27 protein-coding genes and 1 tRNA gene are annotated in these 25,115 nt (G+C 53.9%); 16 read left to right on the top strand and 12 right to left on the bottom strand.

Annotated features, from left to right (window positions below; translation table 11 throughout):
• Positions 1-13: 13 nt before the first annotated feature.
• The 4 genes from sbcB to minC form a co-directional block, all read right to left on the bottom strand.
• A complete protein-coding gene (gene sbcB, locus ACT3TJ_RS05950; protein ID WP_193055171.1) occupies positions 14-1,507 on the bottom strand; it encodes an exodeoxyribonuclease I in 1,494 nt (497 codons plus the stop codon).
• An 82-nt stretch (positions 1,508-1,589) separates the two neighbouring features.
• Positions 1,590-1,841, bottom strand: coding sequence for a cell division topological specificity factor MinE (gene minE / locus ACT3TJ_RS05955; RefSeq protein WP_018918334.1), 252 nt, complete (start codon positions 1,839-1,841; stop codon positions 1,590-1,592).
• Complete coding sequence (gene minD / locus ACT3TJ_RS05960; RefSeq protein WP_172118548.1) at positions 1,838-2,656, bottom strand: septum site-determining protein MinD; 819 nt, start codon at positions 2,654-2,656, stop codon at positions 1,838-1,840. The genes minE and minD overlap by 4 nt, the downstream gene beginning before the upstream one ends.
• A gap of 148 nt (positions 2,657-2,804) precedes the next feature.
• Positions 2,805-3,557 carry a septum site-determining protein MinC gene (gene minC / locus ACT3TJ_RS05965; RefSeq protein ID WP_193055170.1) on the bottom strand — a complete coding sequence of 251 codons (753 nt, stop codon included), beginning with the start codon at positions 3,555-3,557 and terminating at the stop codon, positions 2,805-2,807.
• 183 nt (positions 3,558-3,740) lie between these two features.
• On the opposite strand from minC, the gene ACT3TJ_RS05970 reads away from it, so the two are divergent.
• Positions 3,741-6,557 (top strand): DUF349 domain-containing protein, encoded by a 2,817-nt coding sequence (locus ACT3TJ_RS05970; protein WP_193055169.1) that lies wholly within the window; start codon positions 3,741-3,743, stop codon positions 6,555-6,557.
• Positions 6,558-6,656: 99 nt separating this feature from the next.
• Here the strand turns inward: ACT3TJ_RS05970 and phbB are convergent, their stop codons facing one another.
• A complete protein-coding gene (phbB, locus tag ACT3TJ_RS05975; RefSeq protein WP_193055168.1) occupies positions 6,657-7,403 on the bottom strand; it encodes an acetoacetyl-CoA reductase in 747 nt (248 codons plus the stop codon).
• A gap of 274 nt (positions 7,404-7,677) precedes the next feature.
• Here phbB and ACT3TJ_RS05980 point away from each other — a divergent pair.
• Positions 7,678-7,754, top strand: a tRNA-Met gene (locus tag ACT3TJ_RS05980).
• A gap of 252 nt (positions 7,755-8,006) precedes the next feature.
• Here the strand turns inward: ACT3TJ_RS05980 and ACT3TJ_RS05985 are convergent.
• A complete protein-coding gene (locus ACT3TJ_RS05985; RefSeq protein WP_193055167.1) occupies positions 8,007-8,987 on the bottom strand; it encodes a D-2-hydroxyacid dehydrogenase family protein in 981 nt (326 codons plus the stop codon).
• A gap of 75 nt (positions 8,988-9,062) precedes the next feature.
• Positions 9,063-9,746, bottom strand: a complete 684-nt coding sequence (locus tag ACT3TJ_RS05990) for a GntR family transcriptional regulator (RefSeq protein ID WP_193055166.1) — start codon at positions 9,744-9,746, stop codon at positions 9,063-9,065.
• Positions 9,747-9,926: 180 nt separating this feature from the next.
• Here ACT3TJ_RS05990 and ACT3TJ_RS05995 point away from each other — a divergent pair, with 180 nt between their 5' ends.
• The 5 genes from ACT3TJ_RS05995 to ACT3TJ_RS06015 all read left to right on the top strand — a co-directional run bounded on the left by ACT3TJ_RS05995 (position 9,927) and on the right by ACT3TJ_RS06015 (position 15,249).
• Positions 9,927-10,922 carry a Bug family tripartite tricarboxylate transporter substrate binding protein gene (locus ACT3TJ_RS05995; protein WP_193056433.1) on the top strand — a complete coding sequence of 332 codons (996 nt, stop codon included), beginning with the start codon at positions 9,927-9,929 and terminating at the stop codon, positions 10,920-10,922.
• A 104-nt stretch (positions 10,923-11,026) separates the two neighbouring features.
• Positions 11,027-11,479 (top strand): tripartite tricarboxylate transporter TctB family protein, encoded by a 453-nt coding sequence (locus tag ACT3TJ_RS06000; RefSeq protein WP_226912029.1) that lies wholly within the window; start codon positions 11,027-11,029, stop codon positions 11,477-11,479.
• Between the two features lies 1 nt (position 11,480).
• On the top strand, positions 11,481-12,995 hold the full coding sequence (locus tag ACT3TJ_RS06005) for a tripartite tricarboxylate transporter permease (protein ID WP_193055165.1): 1,515 nt from the start codon (positions 11,481-11,483) through the stop codon (positions 12,993-12,995).
• A gap of 4 nt (positions 12,996-12,999) precedes the next feature.
• On the top strand, positions 13,000-14,052 hold the full coding sequence (locus ACT3TJ_RS06010) for an AbrB family transcriptional regulator (RefSeq protein ID WP_193055413.1): 1,053 nt from the start codon (positions 13,000-13,002) through the stop codon (positions 14,050-14,052).
• A gap of 258 nt (positions 14,053-14,310) precedes the next feature.
• Positions 14,311-15,249 carry a co-chaperone YbbN gene (locus tag ACT3TJ_RS06015; protein WP_193055164.1) on the top strand — a complete coding sequence of 313 codons (939 nt, stop codon included), beginning with the start codon at positions 14,311-14,313 and terminating at the stop codon, positions 15,247-15,249.
• A 3-nt stretch (positions 15,250-15,252) separates the two neighbouring features.
• Here ACT3TJ_RS06015 and ACT3TJ_RS06020 read toward each other — a convergent pair whose 3' ends face one another.
• On the bottom strand, positions 15,253-16,416 hold the full coding sequence (locus ACT3TJ_RS06020; RefSeq protein ID WP_193055163.1) for a MalY/PatB family protein: 1,164 nt from the start codon (positions 16,414-16,416) through the stop codon (positions 15,253-15,255).
• Between the two features lie 37 nt (positions 16,417-16,453).
• On the opposite strand from ACT3TJ_RS06020, the gene ACT3TJ_RS06025 reads away from it, so the two are divergent.
• The 6 genes from ACT3TJ_RS06025 to ACT3TJ_RS06050 all read left to right on the top strand — a co-directional run bounded on the left by ACT3TJ_RS06025 (position 16,454) and on the right by ACT3TJ_RS06050 (position 19,722).
• Positions 16,454-16,885, top strand: a complete 432-nt coding sequence (locus ACT3TJ_RS06025; protein ID WP_193055162.1) for a hypothetical protein — start codon at positions 16,454-16,456, stop codon at positions 16,883-16,885.
• Between the two features lie 103 nt (positions 16,886-16,988).
• A complete protein-coding gene (locus ACT3TJ_RS06030; RefSeq protein ID WP_193055161.1) occupies positions 16,989-17,813 on the top strand; it encodes a hypothetical protein in 825 nt (274 codons plus the stop codon).
• 50 nt (positions 17,814-17,863) lie between these two features.
• The gene (locus ACT3TJ_RS06035) at positions 17,864-18,265 is read left to right on the top strand and encodes an acyl-CoA thioesterase (RefSeq protein ID WP_193055412.1); all 402 of its coding nucleotides are present in this window, start codon (positions 17,864-17,866) and stop codon (positions 18,263-18,265) included.
• A gap of 38 nt (positions 18,266-18,303) precedes the next feature.
• Positions 18,304-18,606 carry a hypothetical protein gene (locus ACT3TJ_RS06040; RefSeq protein WP_193055160.1) on the top strand — a complete coding sequence of 101 codons (303 nt, stop codon included), beginning with the start codon at positions 18,304-18,306 and terminating at the stop codon, positions 18,604-18,606.
• 12 nt (positions 18,607-18,618) lie between these two features.
• Positions 18,619-19,140 (top strand): DUF501 domain-containing protein, encoded by a 522-nt coding sequence (locus ACT3TJ_RS06045; protein ID WP_193055159.1) that lies wholly within the window; start codon positions 18,619-18,621, stop codon positions 19,138-19,140.
• A 36-nt stretch (positions 19,141-19,176) separates the two neighbouring features.
• Positions 19,177-19,722 (top strand): LOG family protein, encoded by a 546-nt coding sequence (locus tag ACT3TJ_RS06050; RefSeq protein ID WP_193055158.1) that lies wholly within the window; start codon positions 19,177-19,179, stop codon positions 19,720-19,722.
• 29 nt (positions 19,723-19,751) lie between these two features.
• Here ACT3TJ_RS06050 and ACT3TJ_RS06055 read toward each other — a convergent pair whose 3' ends face one another.
• Together ACT3TJ_RS06055 and ACT3TJ_RS06060 are read right to left on the bottom strand one after the other, a co-directional pair.
• Entirely contained in the window at positions 19,752-20,258 is a 507-nt protein-coding gene (locus ACT3TJ_RS06055) for a hypothetical protein (protein WP_193055157.1), read from the bottom strand.
• Between the two features lie 19 nt (positions 20,259-20,277).
• Positions 20,278-20,772, bottom strand: coding sequence for a tetratricopeptide repeat protein (locus ACT3TJ_RS06060; RefSeq protein WP_193055156.1), 495 nt, complete (start codon positions 20,770-20,772; stop codon positions 20,278-20,280).
• Positions 20,773-21,022: 250 nt separating this feature from the next.
• Between ACT3TJ_RS06060 and ACT3TJ_RS06065 the strand changes: the two genes are divergently transcribed.
• Both ACT3TJ_RS06065 and yaaA read left to right on the top strand, forming a co-directional pair.
• Entirely contained in the window at positions 21,023-22,054 is a 1,032-nt protein-coding gene (locus ACT3TJ_RS06065) for an NADP(H)-dependent aldo-keto reductase (protein WP_193055155.1), read from the top strand.
• Positions 22,055-22,166: 112 nt separating this feature from the next.
• A complete protein-coding gene (yaaA, locus tag ACT3TJ_RS06070) occupies positions 22,167-22,946 on the top strand; it encodes a peroxide stress protein YaaA (protein ID WP_172119060.1) in 780 nt (259 codons plus the stop codon).
• A 16-nt stretch (positions 22,947-22,962) separates the two neighbouring features.
• Here yaaA and ACT3TJ_RS06075 read toward each other — a convergent pair whose 3' ends face one another.
• Positions 22,963-23,538 carry an isochorismatase family protein gene (locus ACT3TJ_RS06075; protein WP_193055154.1) on the bottom strand — a complete coding sequence of 192 codons (576 nt, stop codon included), beginning with the start codon at positions 23,536-23,538 and terminating at the stop codon, positions 22,963-22,965.
• 144 nt (positions 23,539-23,682) lie between these two features.
• On the opposite strand from ACT3TJ_RS06075, the gene ACT3TJ_RS06080 reads away from it, so the two are divergent.
• Positions 23,683-24,534: a Tim44 domain-containing protein gene (locus ACT3TJ_RS06080; RefSeq protein WP_172119062.1), complete on the top strand. Its 852-nt coding sequence runs from the start codon at positions 23,683-23,685 to the stop codon at positions 24,532-24,534.
• 92 nt (positions 24,535-24,626) lie between these two features.
• Here ACT3TJ_RS06080 and ACT3TJ_RS06085 read toward each other — a convergent pair whose 3' ends face one another.
• Entirely contained in the window at positions 24,627-24,815 is a 189-nt protein-coding gene (locus ACT3TJ_RS06085) for a hypothetical protein (RefSeq protein ID WP_193055153.1), read from the bottom strand.
• Positions 24,816-25,115: the final 300 nt, after the last annotated feature.

Consider the following 25,115-nt stretch of genomic DNA (forward strand, 5'->3'; position numbering starts at 1 on the left):
ATGAATGTGCCGCTCAGGCATCGAACGCCTGGGCGGGCATCATGGCCTCGACAAACATCACCAGTTCTTCAAGGATCTGCCGCTCACGCTCGCTGAGCGGCTGCTGATTGTAGCGCTCGATCTCTCGAGCAAAGGCCTTAAGCGTAAAGCCGGACATCGCCGGATCATTAATTCGCATCCAGCGAAACGCCTCCCACTGCTCGCGCTCGTCACCTTCCAGCGTGTCAGGGTAGCTACGCGCCCGATAGCGAAACAGCATCTCCTCAAGACGCGGATCCTGAAAGGCAAACCGTTGCCCTACCAGATCCCAGGGTTCCATCTCACGCACCTGCTCCATCTGCTGCCGGTCGGCGGCGGAAAAGAAGCTGCCGGAGTAAAGCATCATGTCAGGGTCGTGGGGTGCGTCATCAAAGTTGGTCTTAAAGACCTCGGCCACTTTAGGCGTCACTCCCTGGGCGCTGCGCAAGGTTTTCCAGTGCTGGCGGCACGTTGCAATATCCAACCCAAGGCGCTCAACAATCGCGCCATACGCTCCTTTTTGCGGCCCCTCTATGTCCTTGAGCACACTCGATGGAAAGATCACCGGGCAACGGTTGATATGAATGACCTTGAGTGGAATACGCGCCTCACCTTCCGCTAAATCCTGCTGACTGACAAAGACGCGCTCGCGTATTTGCTCAGGCGAAAGCGTAAGAAAGTCGCTTGGATCAACACTCAGGTCGTACACGATCATCCCATTAGGGTTGGTAGGGTGCTCAGCTAACGGCATTACCAGGGCGCTGCAACCACGGCTGGCCGGGTAGCGGCGGGAAATGTGCAAAAGCGGCTTGGCATTAGGCAGGTCAAGCTGCTGGGCAACCGCGCGTTTGCCGCGCAGGCCAAGCAAGTAATCGAAGAGCTTAGGGTTACGCGTTTTGAGCAGTCGCGCCAGGGCAATGGTTGCCCGAACGTCGGCCACCGCGTCATGCGCACCTTCATGCTCAATCCCGTTGGCTTTGGTTAAATGCTCAAGCTTAAAGCTTGGCGCACCATCTTCACGTAGCGGCCACTCAATGCCATCCGGGCGTAGCGCATAAAATGCGCGCACCACATCAATTAAATCCCAACGGGAGTTACCGTTTTGCCATTCGCGGGCGTAGGGGTCGATCAGGTTGCGATAGAACAGGTGACGAGACACTTCATCATCAAAGCGTAAGCTGTTGTATCCCGCAACACAGGTGCCCGGCTCGCTCATGTGGCGCTGCACTTCACTGGCAAACTGCGCTTCAGGCAGACCGTGACGTCGCGCTTTTTGTGGGGTAATCCCGGTAATCAAACACGCAGCAGGATGAGGCAGGTAATCGTCTGCTGGCTTGCAGTAGAGCTCGATAGGCTCACCGATCTCGTTTAAGTCCGCATCGGTACGCAGCGCAGCAAATTGAGCGGGCCGATCTCGACGCGGATCGGCCCCGAATGTTTCATAGTCATGCCACAAAAAACTGGCAGGGGCGGCATTAGGTGGCGCCATGAACAAGCACTCCGCAAGGCAGCAAAAACCCTAGCCTAGCACACCCAGCGCCTTTCTCGCCGCCTGTTGCCCTCCTGTCTTGTCAGCTTTTGGGCAACGTCACATTCAGCTCAAGTACTGAGCAGTTATCTTCGCTATCCAGCGAAATCTGAATGGCATTGTCGTCAACATGTACATAGCGACGAATAACTTCGAGCAGTTCGCGCTCAAGTAGCGGCATGTAGTCAGGCTGACCACGCTGGCTTCGCTGATGCGCCACGATGATTTGTAACCGTTCTTTGGCCACCGAGGCGGATTTCTTGCGCTCACGCTTCAAGAATTCCAAGAGTTTCATCGACGGTTACCTCCAAACATACGGCTAAGCAGACTTTTGCGCTGCACCTCATGAAAACGTAACGGAATCTCCTCACCCAGCAGACGTGAAACGGTATCCGTATACGCCTGACCTGCATCACTTGATGCATCGTGAGTGACCGGCACCCCTTGGTTCGAGGCGCGAAGCACAGCTTCGGACTCAGGAATCAGGCCCAGTAAATGAATGGCCAGAATTTCACGAATATCCTCAAGGGTAAGCATATCCCCGGAGGTCACCCGTTCAGGGTTATAGCGAGTAACGAGCAGGTGCTCTTTAATCGGATCACCACCCTGCTCAGCACGCCGGGTTTTTGATGCCAAAAGGCCCAAAATACGGTCAGAATCGCGTACCGATGAGACTTCCGGGTTGGTGACCACAATCGCTTCGTCGGCAAAATACATGGCAAGCTGCGCACCACGCTCAATACCAGCAGGCGAGTCACAGATAATAAAGTCAAATTCTTCTCGAAGCTTTTCCAAGACCTCCGCCACCCCTTCCTGGGTTAGCGCATCTTTATCCCGGGTTTGTGAAGCGGGCAGGATATACAGATTTTCAACACGCTTATCACGGATCAACGCCTGGTTAAGGCCGGCTTCGCCCTGTATAACATTTACAAGGTCATACACTACACGACGCTCGCATCCCATAATCAGGTCAAGGTTTCGAAGCCCTACATCAAAATCAATGACCACGGTTTTTTTACCACGCAGGGCCAGACCTGTTGAGATTGCTGCAGCGCTAGTGGTTTTACCGACCCCCCCTTTACCTGAGGTCACAACAATAATTTTAGCCAAGATTCACTTCCTTCTTGAAGTCGTTCATCGCGAGCGCATGACGCTGAACGAATAACGGGAACGTCAATGTCACAAAAGCCCTACTGTAACGGATAGGCAAGGCAGCGTCGCTAAGCATTAAGCATGGATGCACGCTACGTTGAAAGCATCAACCCAACGGCTTAATTTCAAGCTGCTCTCTTATAAAATGAACTTCTGCGGCGCGGCCCAAAAGCCGGGGATCAACATCTTCGAGGCGTTTGTAATTCCCAGCCACCGAAAGCAGCTCAGCCTCAAGCTCGCGGCAGTAAATACCGGCCTGAGTATTACCATGAATACCTGCCAGCGCCCGCCCCCGCAGAGCACCGTAAATATGAATACTACCTGCTGCTAGTACTTCTGCCCCCGCATTGACGGCACCAATAACGATCAGATCCCCATCCGATGCACTGACCTGCTGGCCTGAACGAACGGTACCGCGATAAAGCCGTGTTGCCGCACTCTTGGCGTGTGCCTCAATACGGTCGTCGTCAGAGGCATTGTTTTTTGAGGCTTCCTCTTTGCTGCTGACGCTCTCCAGTGCCCGAGCGCGCGTCTCCTCTACAGGTGCAAACCACCCAAGCCCCAATGCCCAAGCCGACTGGCGTACCGGCTCTGAACCGCCGCGCACCGCAACGGGTAAAAGTTTGTGATCCCGGCAAACGGCGCATATTCTTTCCAAAGCCAAATGAGGCTCATCAAGCTTTTCCACGCTTAGCACAACCGGTGTATGCTGGAAGAAGGCAGGAGACTGAGACAGTTTACCGGCCAACTGCCGCCGGATATGCTCAGGGTCAGCGCTACTTAATTCCATGACGGTCATCGGCAGCATGCCGCCTTTAAAGGTAAATGCCATGTTGGCACTATCGGCGTTGAGGCTCATAGCCGAACTCCATGTCATGTTCAGGTAAGATAAAGGTAGCGCAATTTGGCGCCTTTGGGTGTGAAGAATCAATTTCTATTACACCCTGGTAAGGCAAAGCTAAGCGACAGCGCCAGTGACTGCAACCGCTGTTCAATAATGGCTAATTTTTTTCATGCTACGCACCTCTACGCAGGATGATCCATGCACGGACTGTTAAGACGCCTGTTCGCTCCTCGTTGGCAACACCCCGACCCCGAGGTACGCCGACAGGCCCTCTCTCGACTTGACCCCCACCAGGCTGAACAGCGCGAAGCGCTGCAAGCACTCGCGCACGATAGTGACAGCAGCATCCGCTTGGCGGCCCTGCTCGCGCTGGATGATGTCGAAGGATTGGTGGCGGGCTACCCTGACCACAGCCAGCAAGAGGCATGGTTCAATGCCGTGAGCCAGCGGCTTAGCGGTCTTGAAGGCAGTACCGAACTGCAACAACGCCAAGCCCTGGTGGAAGGGCTGGACGAGCCGCGGCTTTTAAACGTGATTGTCTTGCAAGGCGACAACCTTGATCTGCGCCTGACCGCTCTTGCCCGACTAACCCGTGAAGACGACTTGATTAAGCAAGCGTGCCAAAACGGTGTCGCGGCTGTTCGTCATCGCGCCGCCGAGCGCATTGAGACAGAAGAGGGCCTAAAGCGCCTGCTTAAAGATGCGCGACGTGATCGTTATGTAACTCGCCTTGCCCGCGAAAAACTCGGCCAGCAGCGAACCGATGCCGAATGGCTGGCTCGCCAACAGCAGCAGCTGGAGCATCTTCTTCACCAGATGGAACAGCAGGCTCGCGCGCCTTGGGAGCCGCTATATGGCGGTCGCTTTCGCCATTTAGAGCGCGAATGGAAGAACCTGACGCCCCCGCCCAGCGCCGAGCAAGAGCAGCGCTTTCATCAAGCCATGCTGGGCTGTCGTAAAACGCTTCACGACCATGAAACGCAGGAGCAGGCTCGCCAGCAGAGCCTTGCCCGCCGAGAGGAAGCGGATCAGACACGTGATCAGCTGCTTGATGGGCTAGAGGAGACGCTTGAAAGCCTTCATCATGCTACCGAGCTGACCGTTCAGGATATTGACAGCCTGCGTGCCCAACGCCAACTTTTCAGCCAACGCTGGCAAGCACTCTCGGACGTACACTCGCCCAGCGAACCTGCAAGCCAACGCTACACGCAAGCCATTATTCAATATGAGCAGTGTCTGGATGCCTGGCAGCGCTGGCAAGGTGTTAATGTCGCGCTTGAGCAAGCGCTTGCGGATAATGACCACCACGTCATGCGTCGCCTGCTGAACGAATGCTACTGGCCAGAAGCATTTACGCCGCCTGCGTTGATACAGCGCGCTCAAGCAACACTTGCCAGCGAGTCTCACACACCGGCAGCTACCCCACACACCTCGGTTTCATTAAGCACTTATGAAGCAGAACTCGATAGCTTTGAGCACCTACTTGAGCGTGGCGCCTTCAAAAGTGCCAGCCATCTTCACCAGCGCTTAAAGCCGCAAATCGAAGCCCTGCAAATGGAGGGAGCCAAGCCGCTGAAGGCACGCTTCAAGCAGTCCGGCGCGCGCCTTGCCGAGCTACGCGATTGGCGCGGCTTTGTCGCAGGGCCCAAGCGCGAGCAGTTATGCTCAAGCATTGAAGCACTGGCCAACGACCCGCACATGGCGGAAACCGCGCTTGACCGCCACCACCGCCAGCTAGTGAAAGAGTGGAAGTCGCTGGGCGATGCCGCCGCCAATCGCGAACAGTCCGCGCGCTTTCGTGCCGCATCTGACCGCATCCACGAGCGGTTAGCCCCATGGCGCGACCAACTAGGTCAGGAGCGTGAAGCAAACCTGCAGGCCCGCGAGCAGCTGTGTGAACAGCTTGAAACACTGCTCTCCCAGCCAGCAGAGGACGCCGACCCGGATGTACTACGTGAAATTCGCGACAAGGCACGCCATCAATGGCGCCACTACTCACCGGTGCCTCGCGAGCGCTCTGAGGCCGTTGGTCAGCGGTTTGGAAAAATCCGCCATCAGTTGCAAACATTAATTGATCAGCGGGCCGAGCAGATCGCCTCTCAAAAGCAGGCGCTCATTGAAGAAGTGCGGGCGCTTCGTCACGACCAGCAACAGCCTTTGGCTCAACGCATTACACAAACCAAGCAACTACAGCAGCACTGGCGTCAGTTAGGGCGCGCACCCAAAGGGGCGGAACAAACCCTTTGGAAGGCGTTCCGGCACGAGTGCGATCAGCTGTTTGCTCAGCGCGAAGCCTACAAGAGTGAGCAGGCTGCCCATCAGCAACAGCAGCTTGAAGCCATGCAAATACTTATCGATCAAATGGACAGCTGGCAACCCACTACCGCCAATGAAACCAGCACGCTGGACGACTTTTTGAACCAGGTCAGCCAGCTTGAGCCACTGCCGCGAAACCGGCGTAGCGAAGGCATGCAGCGTCGCTTAAGCGGTATTGTGCGCGCCAAGCGCGAGCGTTTGAGTCGTCTGAAGATTGCGGATACCGTTCAGCAATGGCAGCTTATTTTACCGCTCGTTAACGCACACCTGGCCGCCGATCAGCGCTATCTGGACGGCGGGGCCGCGGAAATTATTAACGCTGACAATATCATCAGCACGCCGCTTCCCAGCGTATTTGTCGAGGCGCATCAGACGCGTAACCACCAGCGTCAATCCACGCCACTCCCTTTGTCGCTGGACGATGAGGCAGCACGGGCAGACGCCATTTCTCGGCTGCGGGTGCATCTGTCTTTATTAACCAGCGGCAGCATCCGGCAAAGCGACGAGCCTTTGCGCTTGGCGATTCAGGTAGAGCGCTTGAATGAAGGAATTCGCCAGGAGCGTAGTCGCGAAGAAGAAATTATCGATGTCTTAGCCGCGCTATTAGCGCTTGGCCCGGTATCGATAGCGCAGTGGGAAAAAGAAGCCAGGGAACTGGATAGCTTATTGCGCGACCTGGGGCATATTCCGCCCCCCTGATCGCCCCATCAATGCGACAACAACACAACGGGAGGCGATTCGCCTCCCGTTTTGCATGCTCCCTTGTGAGGAATAAGCCGTCGCGTAGGCATGGGTGGCCTAGCCCATAAATTGCCCACCGTTAATATCGATGTTGGCGCCGGTAATAAAGCCAGACTCTTTATCGGCAAGGAACGTCACCAAGCGACCAATCTCTTCCGGCGTACCGTAGCGTTTCACCGGAATCGTTTCACGAATGGCTTCACGCACAGGCTCCGGAATTTTCATAATCATGTCAGTGGCAATATAGCCAGGCGATACGGTATTTACCGTAATGCCTTTGGTGGCCGTTTCCTGCGCCAGCGACATGGTTAAACCGTGCATACCGGCTTTAGCGGCAGCGTAATTAACCTGACCAAACTGCCCTTTACGGCCATTGATGGAGGAGATATTAATAATTCGGCCATAGCCATTTTCGAGCATCATCTCGATCACGCTGCGGCACGTATTAAAGACGCTATTAAGGTTGGTATCGATGACCTGATACCACTGTTCGTAGGCCATTTTTTTCATCGTGCCGTCGCGGGTAATGCCAGCACAGTTTACCAGCACGCTAATTGGACCATACTGTTCGTGGATCTCACGCGCAGCATCCAGGCATGCGTTATGGTCAGACAGGTCGACTCCAAGTGTTGTAATACTCTGATAACCGGCAGCTTGCTGGGTGTCCAGCCAGGTTTTGGCTTTTTCGGGATTGTTATACCCTGCCACTACCCTATAACCCGCATCTGCCAACGAACGACAAATTGCCGTGCCGATTCCGCCAGTTCCACCAGTTACCCAGGCGACGGGGGCTTGATTGGCCATTGACTACCTCCCTGATATGACAAATGGCTTGGACGCTAAGTACTGTTATGGTCCGTAAACCATTTCGAATAAGCGTCAAGCGCTTGTATCACCAACAGCACGCCACCGATTTTATTGTCAGGCGGCCTACCGACAGTAAGCTTTTTATTGGGACCATGGGAAGCATAGCTTTACTCTTTGCATATTGCAGTACGATGAATATCAGCCTTTGTGCTTTGTTTGCCACAAAGGGTTGACGTGGCGCAAAAAATCCGTAGAATACGCCTCACGTTGATGCGGGGTGGAGCAGCTTGGTAGCTCGTCGGGCTCATAACCCGAAGGTCATCGGTTCAAATCCGGTCCCCGCTACCAATATTTTAAAAGGCAGATCAGTTATTTACTGATCTGCCTTTTTTCGTTTACCCCCTCTTCGCATCTCCCCAGCACTACGCCACCGCACACCGTTATGCCGAGCGCATCACGCCGACGCTCGACATCGAATACCCTTACCGAAAAACCAAAGCACAGCTCCCAGCAAGCCACATAAGCAACTTACCGGACTGACTCAGGCAAACTAACTGTACATCCAAGCCCTCAAAATTAGCACCGAGACTCATTGGCCGGTTACACGCCTGCTTTTTTCTTGTCAGGGGAAATACTAACGATATTTTGCGGCTCTCCCTTTACAAAAAACGCATGGATATTATCAACCGACCCATTGAGAAAACGCGAAAAGGTCTCTTCGGTCTTCCATGCCATATGCGGCGTTATCATGACATTATCCAATGCCGCAAAGGCATTATGCTGCGGTAGCGGCTCTTCACAGAAAACATCAAGTCCCGCCCCACCAATCTTCTTACGCTGCAAAGCATCAATGAGCGCCGCTTCGTCAATAATGGGCCCGCGTGATGTATTGACCAGAATCGCCTCAGGCTTCATTAGCTCAAAATGCTCCGTCGTCAGTAACCCTTCCGTTTCAGGCACAAGCCTTACATGGATACTAACGGCGTCCGCTTGGGTGAGCAGGCTTTCTAATGACACGTACTCTGCTCCCACCTGAACGGCTCGCTCCTGGGTCAGTCTGGGGCCCCATGCAATGACTCGCATACCAAAGGCCTGCGCCATTCTCGCCACGGTACAACCAATCTTGCCCAGACCAATCAGGCCAATGGTTTTACCGCTCAAATTACTGGTAACAATCGTTGGCCACTCTCCAGTGGACATCCGGCGATCTACCTCAACAATCCGCTTGGTGAGATTAAGTAAAAACGCAAAGGTCATCTCGGTTACCGCCGCCGTAGACCCACCCGGCGTCGTTGCAATCGAAATCCCCGCTTCGTCCACTGCCTCTTTATCCACATGAGCCAGCCCCGTACCGGTTTGGGCGATCAGCTTTAGGTCAGGTAAAGCCGCGATAAGGTCTCGATCAATCAAGGTGCGCTCCCTGAGCGGGATAATCGCATCGGCCCCTTGAAGCCGGCTCACCAGGGTTTCAAAGGCAGGCACATCACCATAGACCGATACCTCAGAGAATTCGCGCAAGCGAGATACGGCAGGGTGCTCCTTCATACAGCCTTCCCAATCATCAAGAATCACCGTCTTCATATACACTCCTTCTCTAGCGCAGGCCAAGGCCGGACATAGCATTGCTAAGCCGCGTGGTTATCGCTCAATCACTGTTTAATTAAGGGCATCTCTCTTGGGCAACTGCTCTTCAAGCGCTTCCCAACTGCTCTGTATATGCCGCCGCATCAATAAGCCCGCCACCTCCACATCACCTTCCGAGATAGCTGAGGCTATGCGCTCGTGCTCATAAAGTGCGATTTTTCCACGCCCTGTAACATGCCGATGCTTATTCCTTAACAGGGTTAGCTGCGGGCGAAGCTCGTGGGTTAAATAACGCTGAATGAGTGGATTACCGGACATTCGTGCGGTAATTAAATGAAAATCATACTCCTCAGACTCCTGAAGATAGGCTCCCTCAGGATGAGATGTCACTTGGCTGGCATGTAACTGCAGTAACGTAAGGTATTCATCGGCAGTGGATGCATTGGCACGACTGGCCGCCAACATGGCGGCTTCAGCCTCAAGAGCAGCTCTGACCTGGTAGATCGCCCGGGCATCTTCGTACCGCATTTCACGCACGTGCGCCCCACTGTTCGGCACGATAGTAACGAGCCCGCACTCGCTAAGGCTTTTGAGCGCCATACGCACCGGCCCCCGACTAACACAAAAGCGCTCAGCCAACGCGACCTCTCCAAGACGAGTCCCAGCCTGCAGCTGCCCTTTAAGTATTTCATCGTACAAGCCACTAGCCACTCGCTCAGCTGCCAAACCATGCGTTTCTTCTTTTATTGTAGACAAAATATTTATCCTCCGAAGACAACACACTCTATATAATTTTCAATAATTTCCAAAAAACATCTGAAAAAATAGATCTTTTGTTTACATATCCGAGGATTGACAGGAACTACTATATGTACTTCTATATTCACGCACAAATGATTGTCTTACAATTGTCTATGATGAAGCGGAGTGACCACCATGATCGATAAGAAGAAAGTCATCGCTACAGCTATGCTGGGTTTCTCCCTGGCAGCTGCAATTACCCCCCTCACCGCCGCAGCCCAGGAAAGCTGGCCAACACAGAAAATCACTTTCGTTGTTGCGCTTGGCCCTGGCGGGTCCGCTGACCGCACCGCTCGCGCGCTGGCTCAACGGCTCCAGGAAGACCTGGGCACGCCGATTTCAGTCATTAATCAGAATGGCGGCGGTGGTCACGTAGGTCATACTTACTTCCACAACATGCCTGCTGATGGCAGCTATTTCCTTGCCTCTTCAATCCACCCTTACGTCTCTAATGCGATTCTTGGCTTTGATGCCACTTATGATTTGTCAGACTTCGCATTCATTAACGGGCAGTGGAATGATTACGATCTTTTCGCCGTTAATGCTGATACGCCTTATGAAACGCTGGCGGATTTCATGGCGGCAGCCAAGGAAAATCCAGGAAAACTTAGAGTTTCTGTCGTACCTGGCTCGACCGGCGCTATCAACCTTGAACTCGCTCTTGAGGCCTTTGGTCTCGATAAAACAGACGTCAACATTGTCACCTATCAGTCTGGTGGCGCTGCGCGCACGGCGGTCGCTGGCGGGCAGGTAGACATGACCGTATTAGCTGCAGACGGCACGCTATCAATCCAGGAATATATACGTCCTCTTGCCCTCGCGGCTGATACCGCATCGGAGGACTGGGATGCACCAACGCTTAATGCAGCGCTTGAAGAGAGCGGTCACGAGCCGGTTCCGGTGCTTGCAGGATCAATGCGAGGCCTTGCCGCGCATGCTGACTTTAAAGAGAGCAACCCCGAAGCATTCCAACAAATGGTCGATGCCTATCACAGTGCGCTGCAAGATGAGGCGTTCGTTAGCCGACTAGAAGCCCAGGATATTGGTGCAGAGTGGCTTGGTCCTGAACGTACGACAGAGATCATTGAGTCCAACTTTGAAATTTTGAAGCAATACACATCAGAAGAATAAATGATTTCAATGCTGGCACATGTGCACTAATGCTTTTCGCTTAATCGTCACGGGACCAACTTACGCTTGGTCCCATTATTATTTCAATGTGGAGGCGCTATAAAATGGTGACAGGAAAGATTTCTGCAACACATGCCTTTTTGTTAGGCCTTGTACTGGCTATAGCGGGCTTTATTACCTGGAGTGCTACTCAGGCTTCCACAACGCTGAACAATCTGGTGGTAGTGGCCCCCACCGCGATAATCATCGGCCTTCTGTCCATTGGGATTGTCGCTAAAATCTTGCTGAAGCCAGTTCCAGCTCCCTCATCCAGCAGTACGGATAAACCATCGTTATGGGGCGACATACTGCTTCTCGCAGGATTTGCCGTCTTCTGCTTTGCGTTAACCAATGTCGGCTTCGATGTTGCTACTTTTGTTTTCGTCTGGGTTGGCATTCTTATGTGTGGGAGTAAAGGTAAATGGCAACCGCCTTTGTACGCACTTTTGTTTACTGTTTTTCTCGTCAAGGGCTTTGGCTCTCTCTTCCCTTACCCAATGACCACACTAGTGCTTTAACATGATTGATCAATTCGCATTATCTCAGGCGTTTTCCCATCTTTTTACTGATCTAAGCCCTTGGCTTTGGGTTATTCCGGGCTTATTAATCGGTCTCGTTTTTGGGTCGATTCCCGGGCTGCAAATTTCCATGGCCATGGCCGTTTTCTTGCCCGTAACCTTTGGTATGGATTTTCTTCAAGCCATGCTGTTTTTAACCGCCATATTTACTGGCGGTGCCTACGGTGGCGGGGTAACCGCTATTCTTATGAACATCCCGGGGTCATCCTCGTCAATTGCGACGGCATTTGACGGATACCCTATGGCGCGAAAGGGACAACACAATGAAGCCTTGGGCCTGGGCCTGTGCGCTTCAGTTGTGGGCGCTTTCGTGGGTTATAGCCTGCTGATGTTGTTAATCAATCCACTGGCTGCTTTTGTACTTAAGATAGGCCCGCTGGAAATGGTCGTGGTGGTGCTGTGGGGATTAACCCTCATCGCGACACTCAACGATAGCAGTATGGCCAAGGGCCTGCTGGCTGGCTTCCTGGGGCTCATGCTCAGTCAAATTGGTATGTCCACGACGGGTATTATGCGCACGACGATAGGCAACCCCTACCTCCTTGATGGCATCCCAGTAGTACCCGCCATGATCGGCATCTTCGCCGCTTCTGAGTTGTTACGCCTGAGAGGAAGCTCATTTCTGGTACAAAATGAGGCTCAACGTAATATATCTTTTGCGCTTATTCTCAAAGGCGTTGGGCAGACATTTCGCCATCCCGGCATCTTACTACGAGGTAGCCTCATCGGCGCAGTGATCGGCGCCATCCCAGGCGTGGGCTCATCGGTAGCTAATCTGGTCTCTTATGGTGAGGCCAAACGAACGTCGAAAACGCCTGAAGCGTTCGGCCAAGGAGCACCCGAGGGTGTCGTGGCAGCCGAGTCCGCGAACTCCAGCTCGGAGGGAGGCTCAATGACGGCGCTATTAGCGCTTGGCATTCCTGGTGGGGCTGCGACTGCAGTGCTTCTGGCCGCATTCTCTTTTCACAACATTATTGGTGGGCCATCGTTTATAAGAGACCAGACCGATATCGTCTATTCGATTATTCTCGGCAATCTGGGCCAAGTAGTACTTCTCGCATTTCTGGGATTACTTAGCCTGCGCTTACTGGGCATGGTGGTGCGCGTTCCCTTGGCTTACCTAGTGCCCAGTGTATTAGCAATGTGTGCCTGGGGCGGCTATGGCATAACCGGCACTATCGCTGGGCCGCTAACAGTTGCCGCATTTGCAGGACTTGGCTGGCTCATGCGACAAAACAACTATCCCGTCGCGGCAACAGTCATCGGTTTACTGCTTGGCCGCATGATGGAAGGAGAAGTCGTGCGCACCTTACAGGTGTCCGGTGGCCGACCTTTTGAATATATGATGGAGCGGCCCATTGCTCTTGCTCTTTTCATCATAATGCTGCTTGTTTTAATTGGAGCCCCCGCATTAAAAGCCTTCCGCTCCCGCCGCGCTAGCCATGAATCTAATTAAACAAATGCCTCCTCAACTTCGGGGAGGCATTACCTTTGGCATCGGCACGTTAGGCGGACTCGCTTTTTTTGCACTCTCTCTACCGTTGCCATGGGTACTGGGCAGCCTAACGGCATCACTCTTGTGCACTCAGACGACGTCTTTTCAGCCTCGTTTTCCAAACCCTTGGCGCAGTTACGCTATGGTCGCTATCGGCACGATGCTAGGAACCAGTTTTACCCCAGAAATCGTACGACAAGCCGGGGACTGGACCATAAGCCTGATTGTCATGAGTGTGTTATCGCTGGCATTTTGTTTCATTGCCTATCAAATATTCTATCGCTTCGGGAAAATGGATAGAGTAACTGCTTTGTTCGCCGCCATACCCGGAGGACTCTCAGTCGTTTCAGTTTTGGCAGAGAATTACCGAGCCGAAGTCAGCCGCGTAGCCCTTTGTCATACCGCGCGCTTAGTGGTATTGCTAATTGCAGCGCCCATCATCATCCAGGCGACATCCGGTATTAACCTCGCTGACGCTAGTCTTGCAAGCTTCACTCACGCGGAAGCAATCGATCCTATTAACCATGGAATCCTGGCCCTGGTGGCGATAGCCAGCGGCTGGCTAGCCTGGCGATTAAACTTTCCCTCAGCGATGCTATTGATTCCATTACTCAGCTCGGGATTACTGCACGCGACTGATCTTTTAACGGTGCATGTCCCTCCCTTGCTTTCCAGCGCAGCACAGATTGTCATTGGCGCAGGAGTAGGAGCGCGATTCGCGAATTACTCCCTTCCACAAATTTTAAAAGATGGTTGGCTAGCGGCGGTGATCGGTGTACTCCTTACCTTTGGCTCCTTCGTTGCAGCCCTGTTGTTTGCGCCCATTATAGGGTTGGACAACACGCCTTTGTTCTTATCCTATTTACCTGGGGGGGCGCCGGAACTTGGCGTCGTAGCGCTTGCGTTGTCCATAGATCCCGCCATGGTGGCAGCCCACCATGTACTGCGTGTTTTCTTGATCGTAGCGATGCTACCCCTCATCGCTAGTTGGCTAGGAAAACAAATGCAGCAAGGCTAACGATAGCGCTTACGAGGCTAAATGGTGATGCTATCGCGCGCTGCACGCATTGGCGTCACCGTCTCGTCGAAGCCACTCTCAAGAGCTGTCGATATAAAGTGCTAATAGACTCCTTTAGAGCAGTGCTTGCTCCTATATTTTTCCTCTTGGCCTAGCCTTCTCTTCAGATTTACATGATTAGCATCGTTCCGGCTTGAATATGGCGGTGACTGCCTGCATATCATAAGCAATTATTTTTCTGCGAAGCTGAGCTTACCCATGTCAATCATTGATCCTCGCACCGGCAAACCGCTGACAGCGGATACCGCAAGCACGAATACTGCTGACACCGAACGTGCGCCAGTGCGCCCTGAAGATGTGATCGTCGAACTTGATGCGAGCAACATTCAGCAAGTGCTGGAAGCGTCAATGCAAGTGCCAGTACTACTGGGCTGCTACTCACCAGCCGATAGTAGCTGCGCCACACTGCTGACGGTACTGGAGAAGCTGGCGCTCGAATACGCGGGCACCTTCCTGCTTGGTAAGCTAAATACAGACGCTAACCCGGAAATTTCTGCACAGTTGGGTGTGCGGGCGGTACCGGACGTTAAACTGGTGAGCCAGGGCGGCCTTGTGGATAATTTTCAGGGCGCACTGCCCGAGAAAGAGGTGCGTGAATGGTTAGGCCGCTACTTCCCTGCCCCAGCCGATGCACCAGAAAGCCCTGAAGAGCAGGCCGAGGCGGCGCTTGAGCAAGGCGACACCGTAACAGCCCACGGCATTTACCAGGACCTGGTGACGCAATACCCGGAACACTACGCCTACCAAGTGGCGTTTGCCCGCGTATTAGTGGCTGAAGGGCGCGGAGATGAGGCGCGCAGCGTGCTGGAAAATCTCCCCCCCGAAGAGCGCGATGGCCCCGCAGCACGTGGCGTACGCGCCAGCATTACGTTCAGTGAACAAGCGCTTTCTGCAGAAGACATTGCGGCCTTGGATGAGCGCGACGATAGCGAAGCGCAGTTCCAGCGCGCCCTGCGCCAAGTGGCCGATGGTCAATACGATGCAGGGCTTGAAGCACTGCTTACGCTAATGAAGCACGACCGTACCTACAACGACGACGCGGCACGTAAAACGCTGTTGCAGGTGTTTGATGCGCTAGGCGCCGACCACCCGTTGACGGTCGCCTATCGCCGCAAGCTGTTTGCGCTGCTTTATTAATGGCTAAGGCTTCAATAGCGCATCCATGCGCGTTAATGCTGCTTCCAATTGAGCACCCGTAGTACCAAAATTTAGTCGAACAAAGCCGGGGTAGCCAAACGCTGCCCCGTCTGAAAGCGCCACACCGGCCTGCTCCTTGAGCGTTTGGTAAGGCGTTTCTCCCAGCCCCGCTTCCCTCATATCAAGCCAAGCCAAATAGGTTGCCTCCGGTGCGCTTAGATGCACACCCGGCCAGTTGGCAACGCGTGCTTCAAGCGTGGCGCGGTGCTGACGCAGCACATCCAGCAGCGCTTGACGCCACGGTTCACCCTCGCGATACGCCGCTTCTGCCGCCACTAATCCCAGCACGTTAACATCGGGCAACAGGCCCTTGCAGGCAGCGGCAAACCGCTGGTGCACTTCGGGGTCAGGGATGATCGCACATGCGCTGCTTAACCCCGCCAGGTTAAAGGTTTTAGAGGGCGCCCAAAGGGTAATCGTGCGTTTGGCTAGTTCAGGAAACATAGCCGCTAACGGGCGATGCTGAGCATCTTTATCCAACAGTAGGTCGCAGTGTAGTTCGTCAGAGACAACCCATAGATCGTACTGCTCAGCCAGTTTCACCAATGGCGCCAGCTCTTCACGGCTCCAAACCCGCCCGGTCGGATTATGCGGATGGCACCAGAGTAATATGCGTGTTTTGGGCGTGATGGCGGCTTCAATCGCGCTAATATCCAACTGCCATGGCTCGCCTGGGCGTTTAGGCGCGGCCAGCATGGCCTGCTGGGGCAAACGCCCGGTACGCTCAGCGACGGCTAAAAACGGTGGATAAATAGGCGCTACCGTTAGCACGCCATCGCCTGGCTGGGTTAACGCCAGCGTGGCGAAGTGGAGCGCGGCCACGACACCCGGCAGCCAGTGCTGCCAGTCGGGCTGGATCGTCCAGTCATAGTGCGTAGCGCTCCATGTGCAGAGCGTTTCTGTTAACGTAGCAGGCACTTCTCCGTAGCCGTAAACACCATGAGCGACCCGTGCTTGTAGCGCCTCAATCACCGCGGGCGGCGAATAAAAATCCATGTCGGCAACCCATAGAGGCAGTACTTCACCGTTATAGCGATGCCATTTTTGGGATGAGTAGCCACCTTCGGGGTGGCGTCGCTCGATAGGCGTGGCAAAATCAAAAGCCATAACAGATCTCACTTATTGACGAAGGTTGGTAACGAGCATGCCGCAAGATGATTTTTATACCAAGGTACGCACAGGATTATCAGCGCTATTGCGGCAATGGCAAGCGCTTGGTCAGGCCGATGCTGACCAGTTAGCGCTCATACTGGCGGAAACCGCACGGGTTGCCAAACTGGGCACGCCGGACACGACGCCCGATGGGGCAATGCTTAAACACTGGAGCCAAACACGTGAGGATGACATTCCGCTGTGGGCACCCCGCACAGCGGTTTTTCTGCTCAACCAAATGCCTGCCAAGCCAACACCTCAAAGCGAGGCTGAAGCCAGTGCCTGGGCTTACTGCTGGCTGCGCAACCGCACGTTTAACACGTTAGAGGCCGCGCACTCTGCGCTTCCAGCCCACCTTCAAGTACCACTAAAAAGTGCTTTGGAGGCGGCCTGGCGCGATCAGCAGGGACTACGTTTAGTATAAAAAAACGTTAACGTTTTCGATAGCGCGGCCTGGTGTGCCGCGCGCGGATATACTGGCTGACAAACGAAGAAAAATGTTTAATCAATTATAAGGATAGTCATTGATGCTGGACGTTCCGATTAGCTGGCAATTAGCCAAAGTAGCGGTGTCAGTCACGATGGTGCTGGGACTGGGGGCGATTGCTGTACGTGTGAGTCCCAAAGTGGCAGGGCTTTTATCAGGCTACCCTTTGGGTACCGCGCTGGCACTGTTCTTTATTGGTCTGGAGATATCCCCAACGTTTTCCGCTGAAAGTGCCATTCATACACTCGCGGGCTTTACCGCGACCATGGCACTTGGCGCGGGTTACTGGCTTTGCGGCCGTAAACCCGGCTTGAAGGGTGTTGCTAGCGGAATGGCAGGCGCGATCACTCTATGGCTTATGGCAAGCCTGGTGCTTGCCCAGTTCGATTTTACTCGCTTGACGGGTACGCTGGTGACGCTTTGCGCTATCGTATTTTTTACGTGGATTTTCCGGCGAATACCCGACAGTCTGGCCACTGCACGTCAGTCTTTCTCATGGGGTGCTTTATGTATTCGCGCCTTGCTGGCGACGCTTATTGTCTTTGCCATCACAAGCCTTGCCCATTGGGTACCGCCTGCCTGGGCAGGCACGTTGGCGGCTTTCCCCGTCACCATGCTGCCTTTCCTGCTAATTTTGCATATAACCCAAGGCCCCGCGCCTACCGCGACCGTTATCAAACACTACCCCGTGGGGCTGGGCTCGCTGTTAAGTTACGCCCTGTGTGTCTCTTATACGTATGAAACGTTGGGGCTTGCCTGGGGCACGCTGGCCGGTTTTTTGGTAGCAACGCTATGGCTGCTGGGCTGGCTACAAGTCCAGCGCTGGTTTTCCAAGCGACGCGAAGGCAACAGGCAAACGGCTTGACCGAACGCTTGCCTGAATTTACAACTCCTGCCAACGATAAGGTGATTGCCATGTTTACCCGTACGATTGAGCCGGCGTTTTACGATACGGATGCGCTGGGCCATATTAACAATACGCGCCTACCCGCCTGGCTTGAGCTGGCCCGCAACGACCTATTCAAGCTTTTTACACCTGACCTGAACCCGAAGCAGTGGCGTTTGATAATGGCGCGGATGGAAATCGACTACCGTGCAGAACTGTTTTACGGCCATGACGTCGAATTACGCACCTACTTAACGCGGCTGGGCAATAGCTCATTTACCGTCACTCAGGAAGCACGCCAACATGGCACGCTCGCCAATCTCGGCCACACGGTGATGGTACAGTACGATCACCAGGCTAAATGCGCCGTACCTATTGAGGGCACGCTGCGCGACGCCTTGTCGACTCACTTACAAGATGCGCCCGCCTAACGCACCAACCCGCCGGACGGGGCGACCAGGAGCACAGCATGGCCATTCGCTATAATCTCTGGCTGGACCCTGACAATACCGCGCAGCATCGCGCTGTCGAAGCGGATATTGAGCGCTATTTTATTGAGCGCTTTGCAGACTATCCGCATATCCGCTTGTTTGGGGCTGACCCTTACGATTATGATGCCCCGTTTAACCGCCTTTATGACGTACTAATGGCGCGGGCCGCCGAGTATTGCGAGCGGACATGGTGCTATGTAGCGTCTCCTGAGCAGTTGAATCGCTGCTTTTTTCGTGCTGTTGGCCGCTCCAATAAATTTGTTCAAGACGACCGTTCGTGAGAGACCAACCTAATGGTGATCCGCACCAACCAGGCGCCCGATGAGCGTCAGCTGGCGATTATTACCCAGCAGTTAGGCCGCGCACCACGTGGCATCGAAGCCGTTGCCGCCACTGATAGCGAAGGCACACCGCTGGTGCTGCGTATGGCGCCGATTGTTGATAGCAAACCCTTTCCTACCCTGTACTGGCTCTGTTCTGATGTACTAAAGGTAGAAATTTCACGCATTGAAGCGGTGGGGGTTATCAAATCACTTGAGCAGCGCCTGCAAGAAGAGCCAGAATTTCTAGCGCATTATCAGCAAAGCCATCGTGACTATGTAAAAGCCCGCTGGGATTATATGAGCGACGCCCAGTGCACAGAGGTTGCACGGCTGGGATACACCGATGTGTTGACCGAGCGTGGCATTGGCGGTATCAGCAACTGGCAACAGATACGCTGCCTGCACACTCAGTATGCCCATCATTTATGTGGCGATAATGTGATTGGTCAGTGGATGGATGAGCACTACCAGGTAGACCAGCACCTTCCATAACACCGCTTCTCTCATAAGCGTTAAGGAACCCAATTAATGTCCCGAATTTGCGTTTATCTCGGCTCACGAGAAGGTAACAGCCCGACTTATCGTCAAGCGGCCCAGGCATTAGGTACTGTGCTGGCAGAGCGGGGGCACACCCTGGTATACGGCGGCGCGCGTATTGGCCTAATGGGCGAGCTTGCTAATGCGTCGCTGGCGGCAGGCGGCAACGTGATAGGCGTTATGCCGGACCATCTGGTAGAGCGCGAGCAGGCGCACTTTGGACTCACCGAGCTGATCCGCGTGCCCAACATGCATGAACGCAAAGCCACCATGGCCGCTAACGCCGATGCGTTTATTGCCATGCCTGGCGGTATCGGTACCTTTGAGGAGCTGTTTGAGATTTGGACCTGGGGCTATTTAGGCCTGCATGAGAAGCCCATGGGCCTACTGGATACCGAGGGGTTTTATACACCACTACTGGCATTTCTCGACAACACCGTGACGCAGGGTTTTCTAGCTCAAACGACACGCGATATGCTGCTGGACGCGGTAACACCAGAGGCGCTACTTGACGCGCTGGAGAGCCAGCTTAGGTAGAGGTGAGCAAGGCAGACATGGCAAGCGCGCTACGCGCCGTGGATAACGTTGCGGGTGCGCTGATAGGTGAGCTGGAGCAGACGGGCATCGTCTCCCGCTCGGTGACGATGGATATCGACCTCGGTAATCATGGCCTCTTTGGTACCGCTCCATATCGCTTGCTGCTCTTCGCTCAACAAAATGCGCAGCGCCTCCAGGCGGAAGCGAGGCAGCATGCCGGCATGGTGGAACAACAGCGAAAGCCAGGTATTATCGTAGCCCCAGCTGTCGCTGTACGCTTTGCCTAACCCGCTTAACTCATCGTTGAGCCATTGGGCCACCTGACGAACAGGGTGCCCTTCCTGGTACAAGCGATCACGCGAAATACCGTGCAAGAGCTCTGCTTTAGGGTCCCAGTGCGTCCACTCATCCAGTGGCTGAATAAGAAACGCGCAGCAGCTACCGTCAGCACGTGCAATGCCGACTTCTATGGGATAACTACCACGCCCAAATCCGGACGCTTCAATATCTAATACAGTGGGTAGCGTCTCGGACACTGACTTCCTCATTCAATCATTACGCGGCGGTCACATCGTTGTGCGGATGATGTTCAGCGAACTGTTCCCAGTAGGTAGCCTGGCTCGCATCTATGCTTAAGCCTAGCTCACCCAAACGATAGGCGCTGGCCAGCCGCTCAGCAGCCAAATAGTGACCGGACTGCGCCGCACGGGCATACCACGTTACTGCATAATCTTCACGGCGCGGGTACTGCGCGCAGCCGTGCTCGTAGATCTGGGCCACCTGGTACTGCGACTTCACATCACCCGCTTGAGCGGCTTCCACCACATAGCGTGCCCCCCGCGCTTTGTCCTGCGGCGATAAGCTACGATGAAACAGCATATGCCCGTAAACGGACAGTGCATCAGGATGCCCCGCTTCAGCGCAGCGCTTGAACAAACGCATGGTAAGACGCTGTGTGCGCTCTGAACGCGGTAACAACCAACGGTTTTGAAACAGCCGTTCAGCTAAACGAAACTCTAGCCGAATAAACAAAGATGATGCCTGCGGCATGGCAAACCACCCTGCCAATTTGTTGAGATATTGAATTAGCGGTCACTACATCATTTGACTGCCAATCACACGAAAAACCGGGGTCAGCCGGCCAATGGGGTGGCAAGCATACGCCTGCCTTTGCAACGACTCAACCCCATTGATTTGCTGCTTTCAAATAGCCTCGCTAACATGCCTCTCACACACCGTCATTCATCACCTTTACAAACGCCCATTCGGCGATAATTTTCGCTTTAGCGAGGAGACAAAAATGCAAACGCGCCCACTTGGCAGAACGGGAATTGAGGTCAGTCGGCTCTGCCTTGGTACGATGACGTTTGGCGAGCAAAACAGTGAGGCAGAAGCTCACGAACAGCTGGATCGCGCCGTCGCTTTCGGTATCAATTTTATCGATACAGCTGAGATGTACCCCGTACCGCCCAAAGCCGAAACGCAAGGATTAACGGAAACCTATGTGGGCAGCTGGCTGAAACAGCGTGGCGACCGCGATGACGTTATTATCGCCACCAAGGCGGTAGGCCCCGGGCCTGAGCATATCCGAGGTGGCCCACGCTTAACGCGTGACCATATTCACCAAGCCATCGACGCAAGCCTTGAGCGCTTACAAACGGACTATGTCGATCTTTATCAGCTGCATTGGCCAGACCGCAACACCAACTTTTTCGGCAAGCTGGGCTACGCGCATCAGGAGAATGAAGATGCCACGCCGCTTGAAGAGACACTTTCTGCACTCAAGGAGCTGGTGGATGCTGGCAAGGTCAGATCGATCGGCCTCTCCAATGAAACCCCGTGGGGCGTCATGCGCTCGCTTCAATTGGCCGAAAAAATGGATCTACCGCGAGTGGCCTCCATACAAAATCCTTACAACCTGCTTAATCGCTCGTTTGAAGTGGGCCTGGCGGAGATTGCTCATCGCGAAGACGTAGGCTTGCTGGCTTATTCTCCCTTGGCCTTTGGCGTTCTTTCTGGCAAGTATCTTAATGGCGCATGGCCCGAAAAAGGCCGCCTGACGCTTTATGAGCGTTTTAAGCGCTACACCTCACCAGAGGCGGAGGCGGCGACAAAGGCCTACGTTGAGCTGGCCCGCGAACATGACCTTGACCCCGCACAAATGGCACTGGCGTTTATTAATTCACGCAGCTTCCTTACCAGCAATATTATTGGTGCCACCACACTGGACCAGTTGGAAAGCAACCTGGCCAGTGAGAGCCTTAAGCTGGACGACGATGTGCTTAGCGCGATTGAGGATATTCATCGCCGGATGCCAAACCCCTGCCCCTAAGCATTGATACACACGCTATTAAAGCGATAGCCTCGGCCAACGCCGAGGCTTGATATACTATCGGCCATGATTTTGTTCTTATCTGGTTTTGCATCGGCCGAAGGAGCTCACCTTGCTAAGCGTTATTTCGCCAGCGAAAACGCTGGATTTTGAAACGCCCTCCACCACTCACCAGGTGACACAGCCCGGTTTTCTAACGGAAAGCCAAGCGCTGATCGATATCCTGCGTGATTATTCACCTCAGCAGATCAGTGAGCTGATGGGCATCAGCGACAAGCTTGCTGGCCTTAATGCAGCACGCTTTGCTGAATGGGAGCCGCCGTTTTCACTAGAGAATGCCAAACCTGCCGCTCAAGCATTCCAAGGCGATGTTTATACTGGCCTGGAGGCGCAAACATTCAGCGATGCGGATAACCGGTTTGCCCAGCAGCACTTGCGTATTTTGTCAGGCCTGTATGGCTTACTGCGCCCACTGGATCTAATCCAGGCGTACCGACTGGAGATGGGCACCAAACTGTCTAATCAGGCGGGTAAGGATTTATACGCGTACTGGAAGCCTACACTGACCAACGCCCTTGATCAGGCTATTACAGAAAGCGGCTCAAAGGTTCTGGTGAATCTTGCTTCTAATGAGTACTTTAAAGCGGTAGATGCCAAAAAGCTGAACGCCCGCGTCATCACGCCGGTGTTTAAAGATGAGAAAAACGGCACGTTTAAAATCATCAGCTTTTATGCCAAAAAGGCTCGAGGCTTGATGAGCGCTTGGATTATTCATCAGCAGGTGAATGACCCTGAAGCGCTTACAGCATTTAACGTGGCAGGCTACCAATTTGATGCAGCGGCTTCTGAGGGCGATACGCTGGTGTTCACACGCAAAGAAGCCGACCGATAAACGTTTCCCCCTTTTGCTAAAAAAAAGTTACGCCGCGTGAGGAGCGCGGCTTAAGCAACCGGCGATGCACCTCTTTAAATAGCGCGGTATCACAGCGATCAAGCCACTCGTAAGCCACCATATCCGCCGTCACCGCAATGGCGCCTTGAGCACAAGCACGCTCACGCGCAAAGCGAGCTTCCTCACAACGTCGGCTGGCTGTCGCTTCACTTAGCCAGTACACACTATATCCAGCTTCCAGCAAGCCAAGCGCGCTCTGCAACACACAGATGTGTGCTTCTGTGCCACAGATCACGACTTGTTGCACCGACTGGGCCTTTAATGCTCGGGCAAATTTTGGCTCTTCCATGGCGTTGAAATGATGTTTTTGCCAAACCTGATGCTCACCCAACTCCCTTATCAAACCAGGCGCTGTTCCCCCGAGTTTTTCAGGGTATTGTTCGGTAAGCCATGCAGGCACTGCCAAGGCTTCTGCTACGTTTGCAAGCCAGGCGGCCTCCTCTATTACCTGCAAACCGCCTTCAACCACCGGCAGTAATCCTGCTTGAAAGTCGATCATTAACAATAGGCTACGATCTCGTTGTAGGCGCATACCTTCCTCTTATTCTTTATGCTTATTAGTGCCATTAAGATAGCCCATTCTGACAGCTGAGGCGCTAAACTAGCTGCCCAACGCTTTCTACACGCTCATTACATTGGGCTTATTTTCTTAAGGCTTTGAACATTGGAGATTGCCATGTTACGACAATTGTTTGTCATGCTGCTGGTCAGCGTTATGGGGTTTAGCGTTGCGGTGGAGCATGCGGAAGCGCGTCGTATGGGGGGTGGTGGCAATATGGGCAGCATGTCCCGTTCTGCGGACCGCCCGGCCAGCACTCCCAGTACACAACAAGCGCAAGGTGGCCAGCAACAGGGCCAAGCGGGTGCGGCAGCACGTAGAGGCGGAATGGGCGGTATGATGGGCGGTCTTCTGGCTGGTGGGCTAATTGCCGCACTCTTTTTCGGCGGTGCCTTTGATGAGCTAAGAATGATGGACCTGCTCATGGTGGTCGGTATCGCAGTGCTTGCGATGATCGCTTTCCGTGCGTTTATTCGCCAGCGACGTCCAGCGCATGCTTCCGAACCCAACTACCAACGCACACAGCACGTACCATCAGCGCCTGCTGCTGGCTCAGTAGGCGCTGTGCCTGGTAGCCTGGCAAGCAACCTGCAAAGCACGCCGACCTGGTTTGATAAAGAGCCGTTTTTAAACGGTGCTAAAGAGCATTTTATGACGCTGCAGCGCGCCTGGGACAATAACGACTTTAGCCAGATTCAGGAGTATGTCACTCCCGAGCTCTATAACCTGCTACGCTCCGAGCGTGCTCAGCATCCTGCCAATAACCGTACCGACATCGTACGTTTATTTGCCGAATTGGGGGATATTAACGAATACGAAGGGCATGCTGAGGCAAGCGTGATCTTTCATGGCGTTATAGAGGAGAATGGAGAGCAGACCGAGTTCAACGAGTCGTGGCACTTAACCCGTGCAATGCGCGACCAAGCGCCCTGGTATGTGCAAGGTATTGAGCAAAACCCTGGCGCTTAAAACGCGGAGCTATACCTTCAAACGGCCGCTTTTAGCGGCCGTTTTTCTTTCCACAGGGCAACCTAATCAACCGTTTAAATCAACATAGTGAATTAGTTTTCAGCAGCCTCTTCGATACTCTCACCCGCGCTTTCAATGCTTTCGCCGGCGCTTCCAATACTATCATCAATACTTTCACCTGCCTCTTCAGCAGGCCCCTGGTTATCACAGGCAGCCAAACCGCCCGCGAGCAGAGCCATCAATACCGCCGCTGATAATTTCTTGATCCATTGTCCATTCATGTTGTTTCTCCTCCTGAGATAAAGCGCAGATTACCCTTCCATCAACGTGCCATATCATTCTAAAGACAACAGTGCGTCATAACCACCCATATCAGGATAGCTGCCTGACGCAAAAAAGCGTAAATAGTAAATTCCAGCCATGTTTTGCAGGCATTATGGATTGACCTGCCTCTACATTGTGGGAGCTGGCTTCAGCCGGCGATGCAGCACAAAGTGCTGCTGGGGTTAGCGGCTGATCCATCACGCTGAAGAGTGCCTTGCCGCCTTTTCCTGCATGCAAAAAAAAATCCCCCGAGGCGC

The sequence above is a fragment of the Halomonas sp. AOP30-A1-24 genome, from assembly GCF_052378165.1.
GTDB classification, from domain to species: domain Bacteria; phylum Pseudomonadota; class Gammaproteobacteria; order Pseudomonadales; family Halomonadaceae; genus Vreelandella; species Vreelandella citrativorans.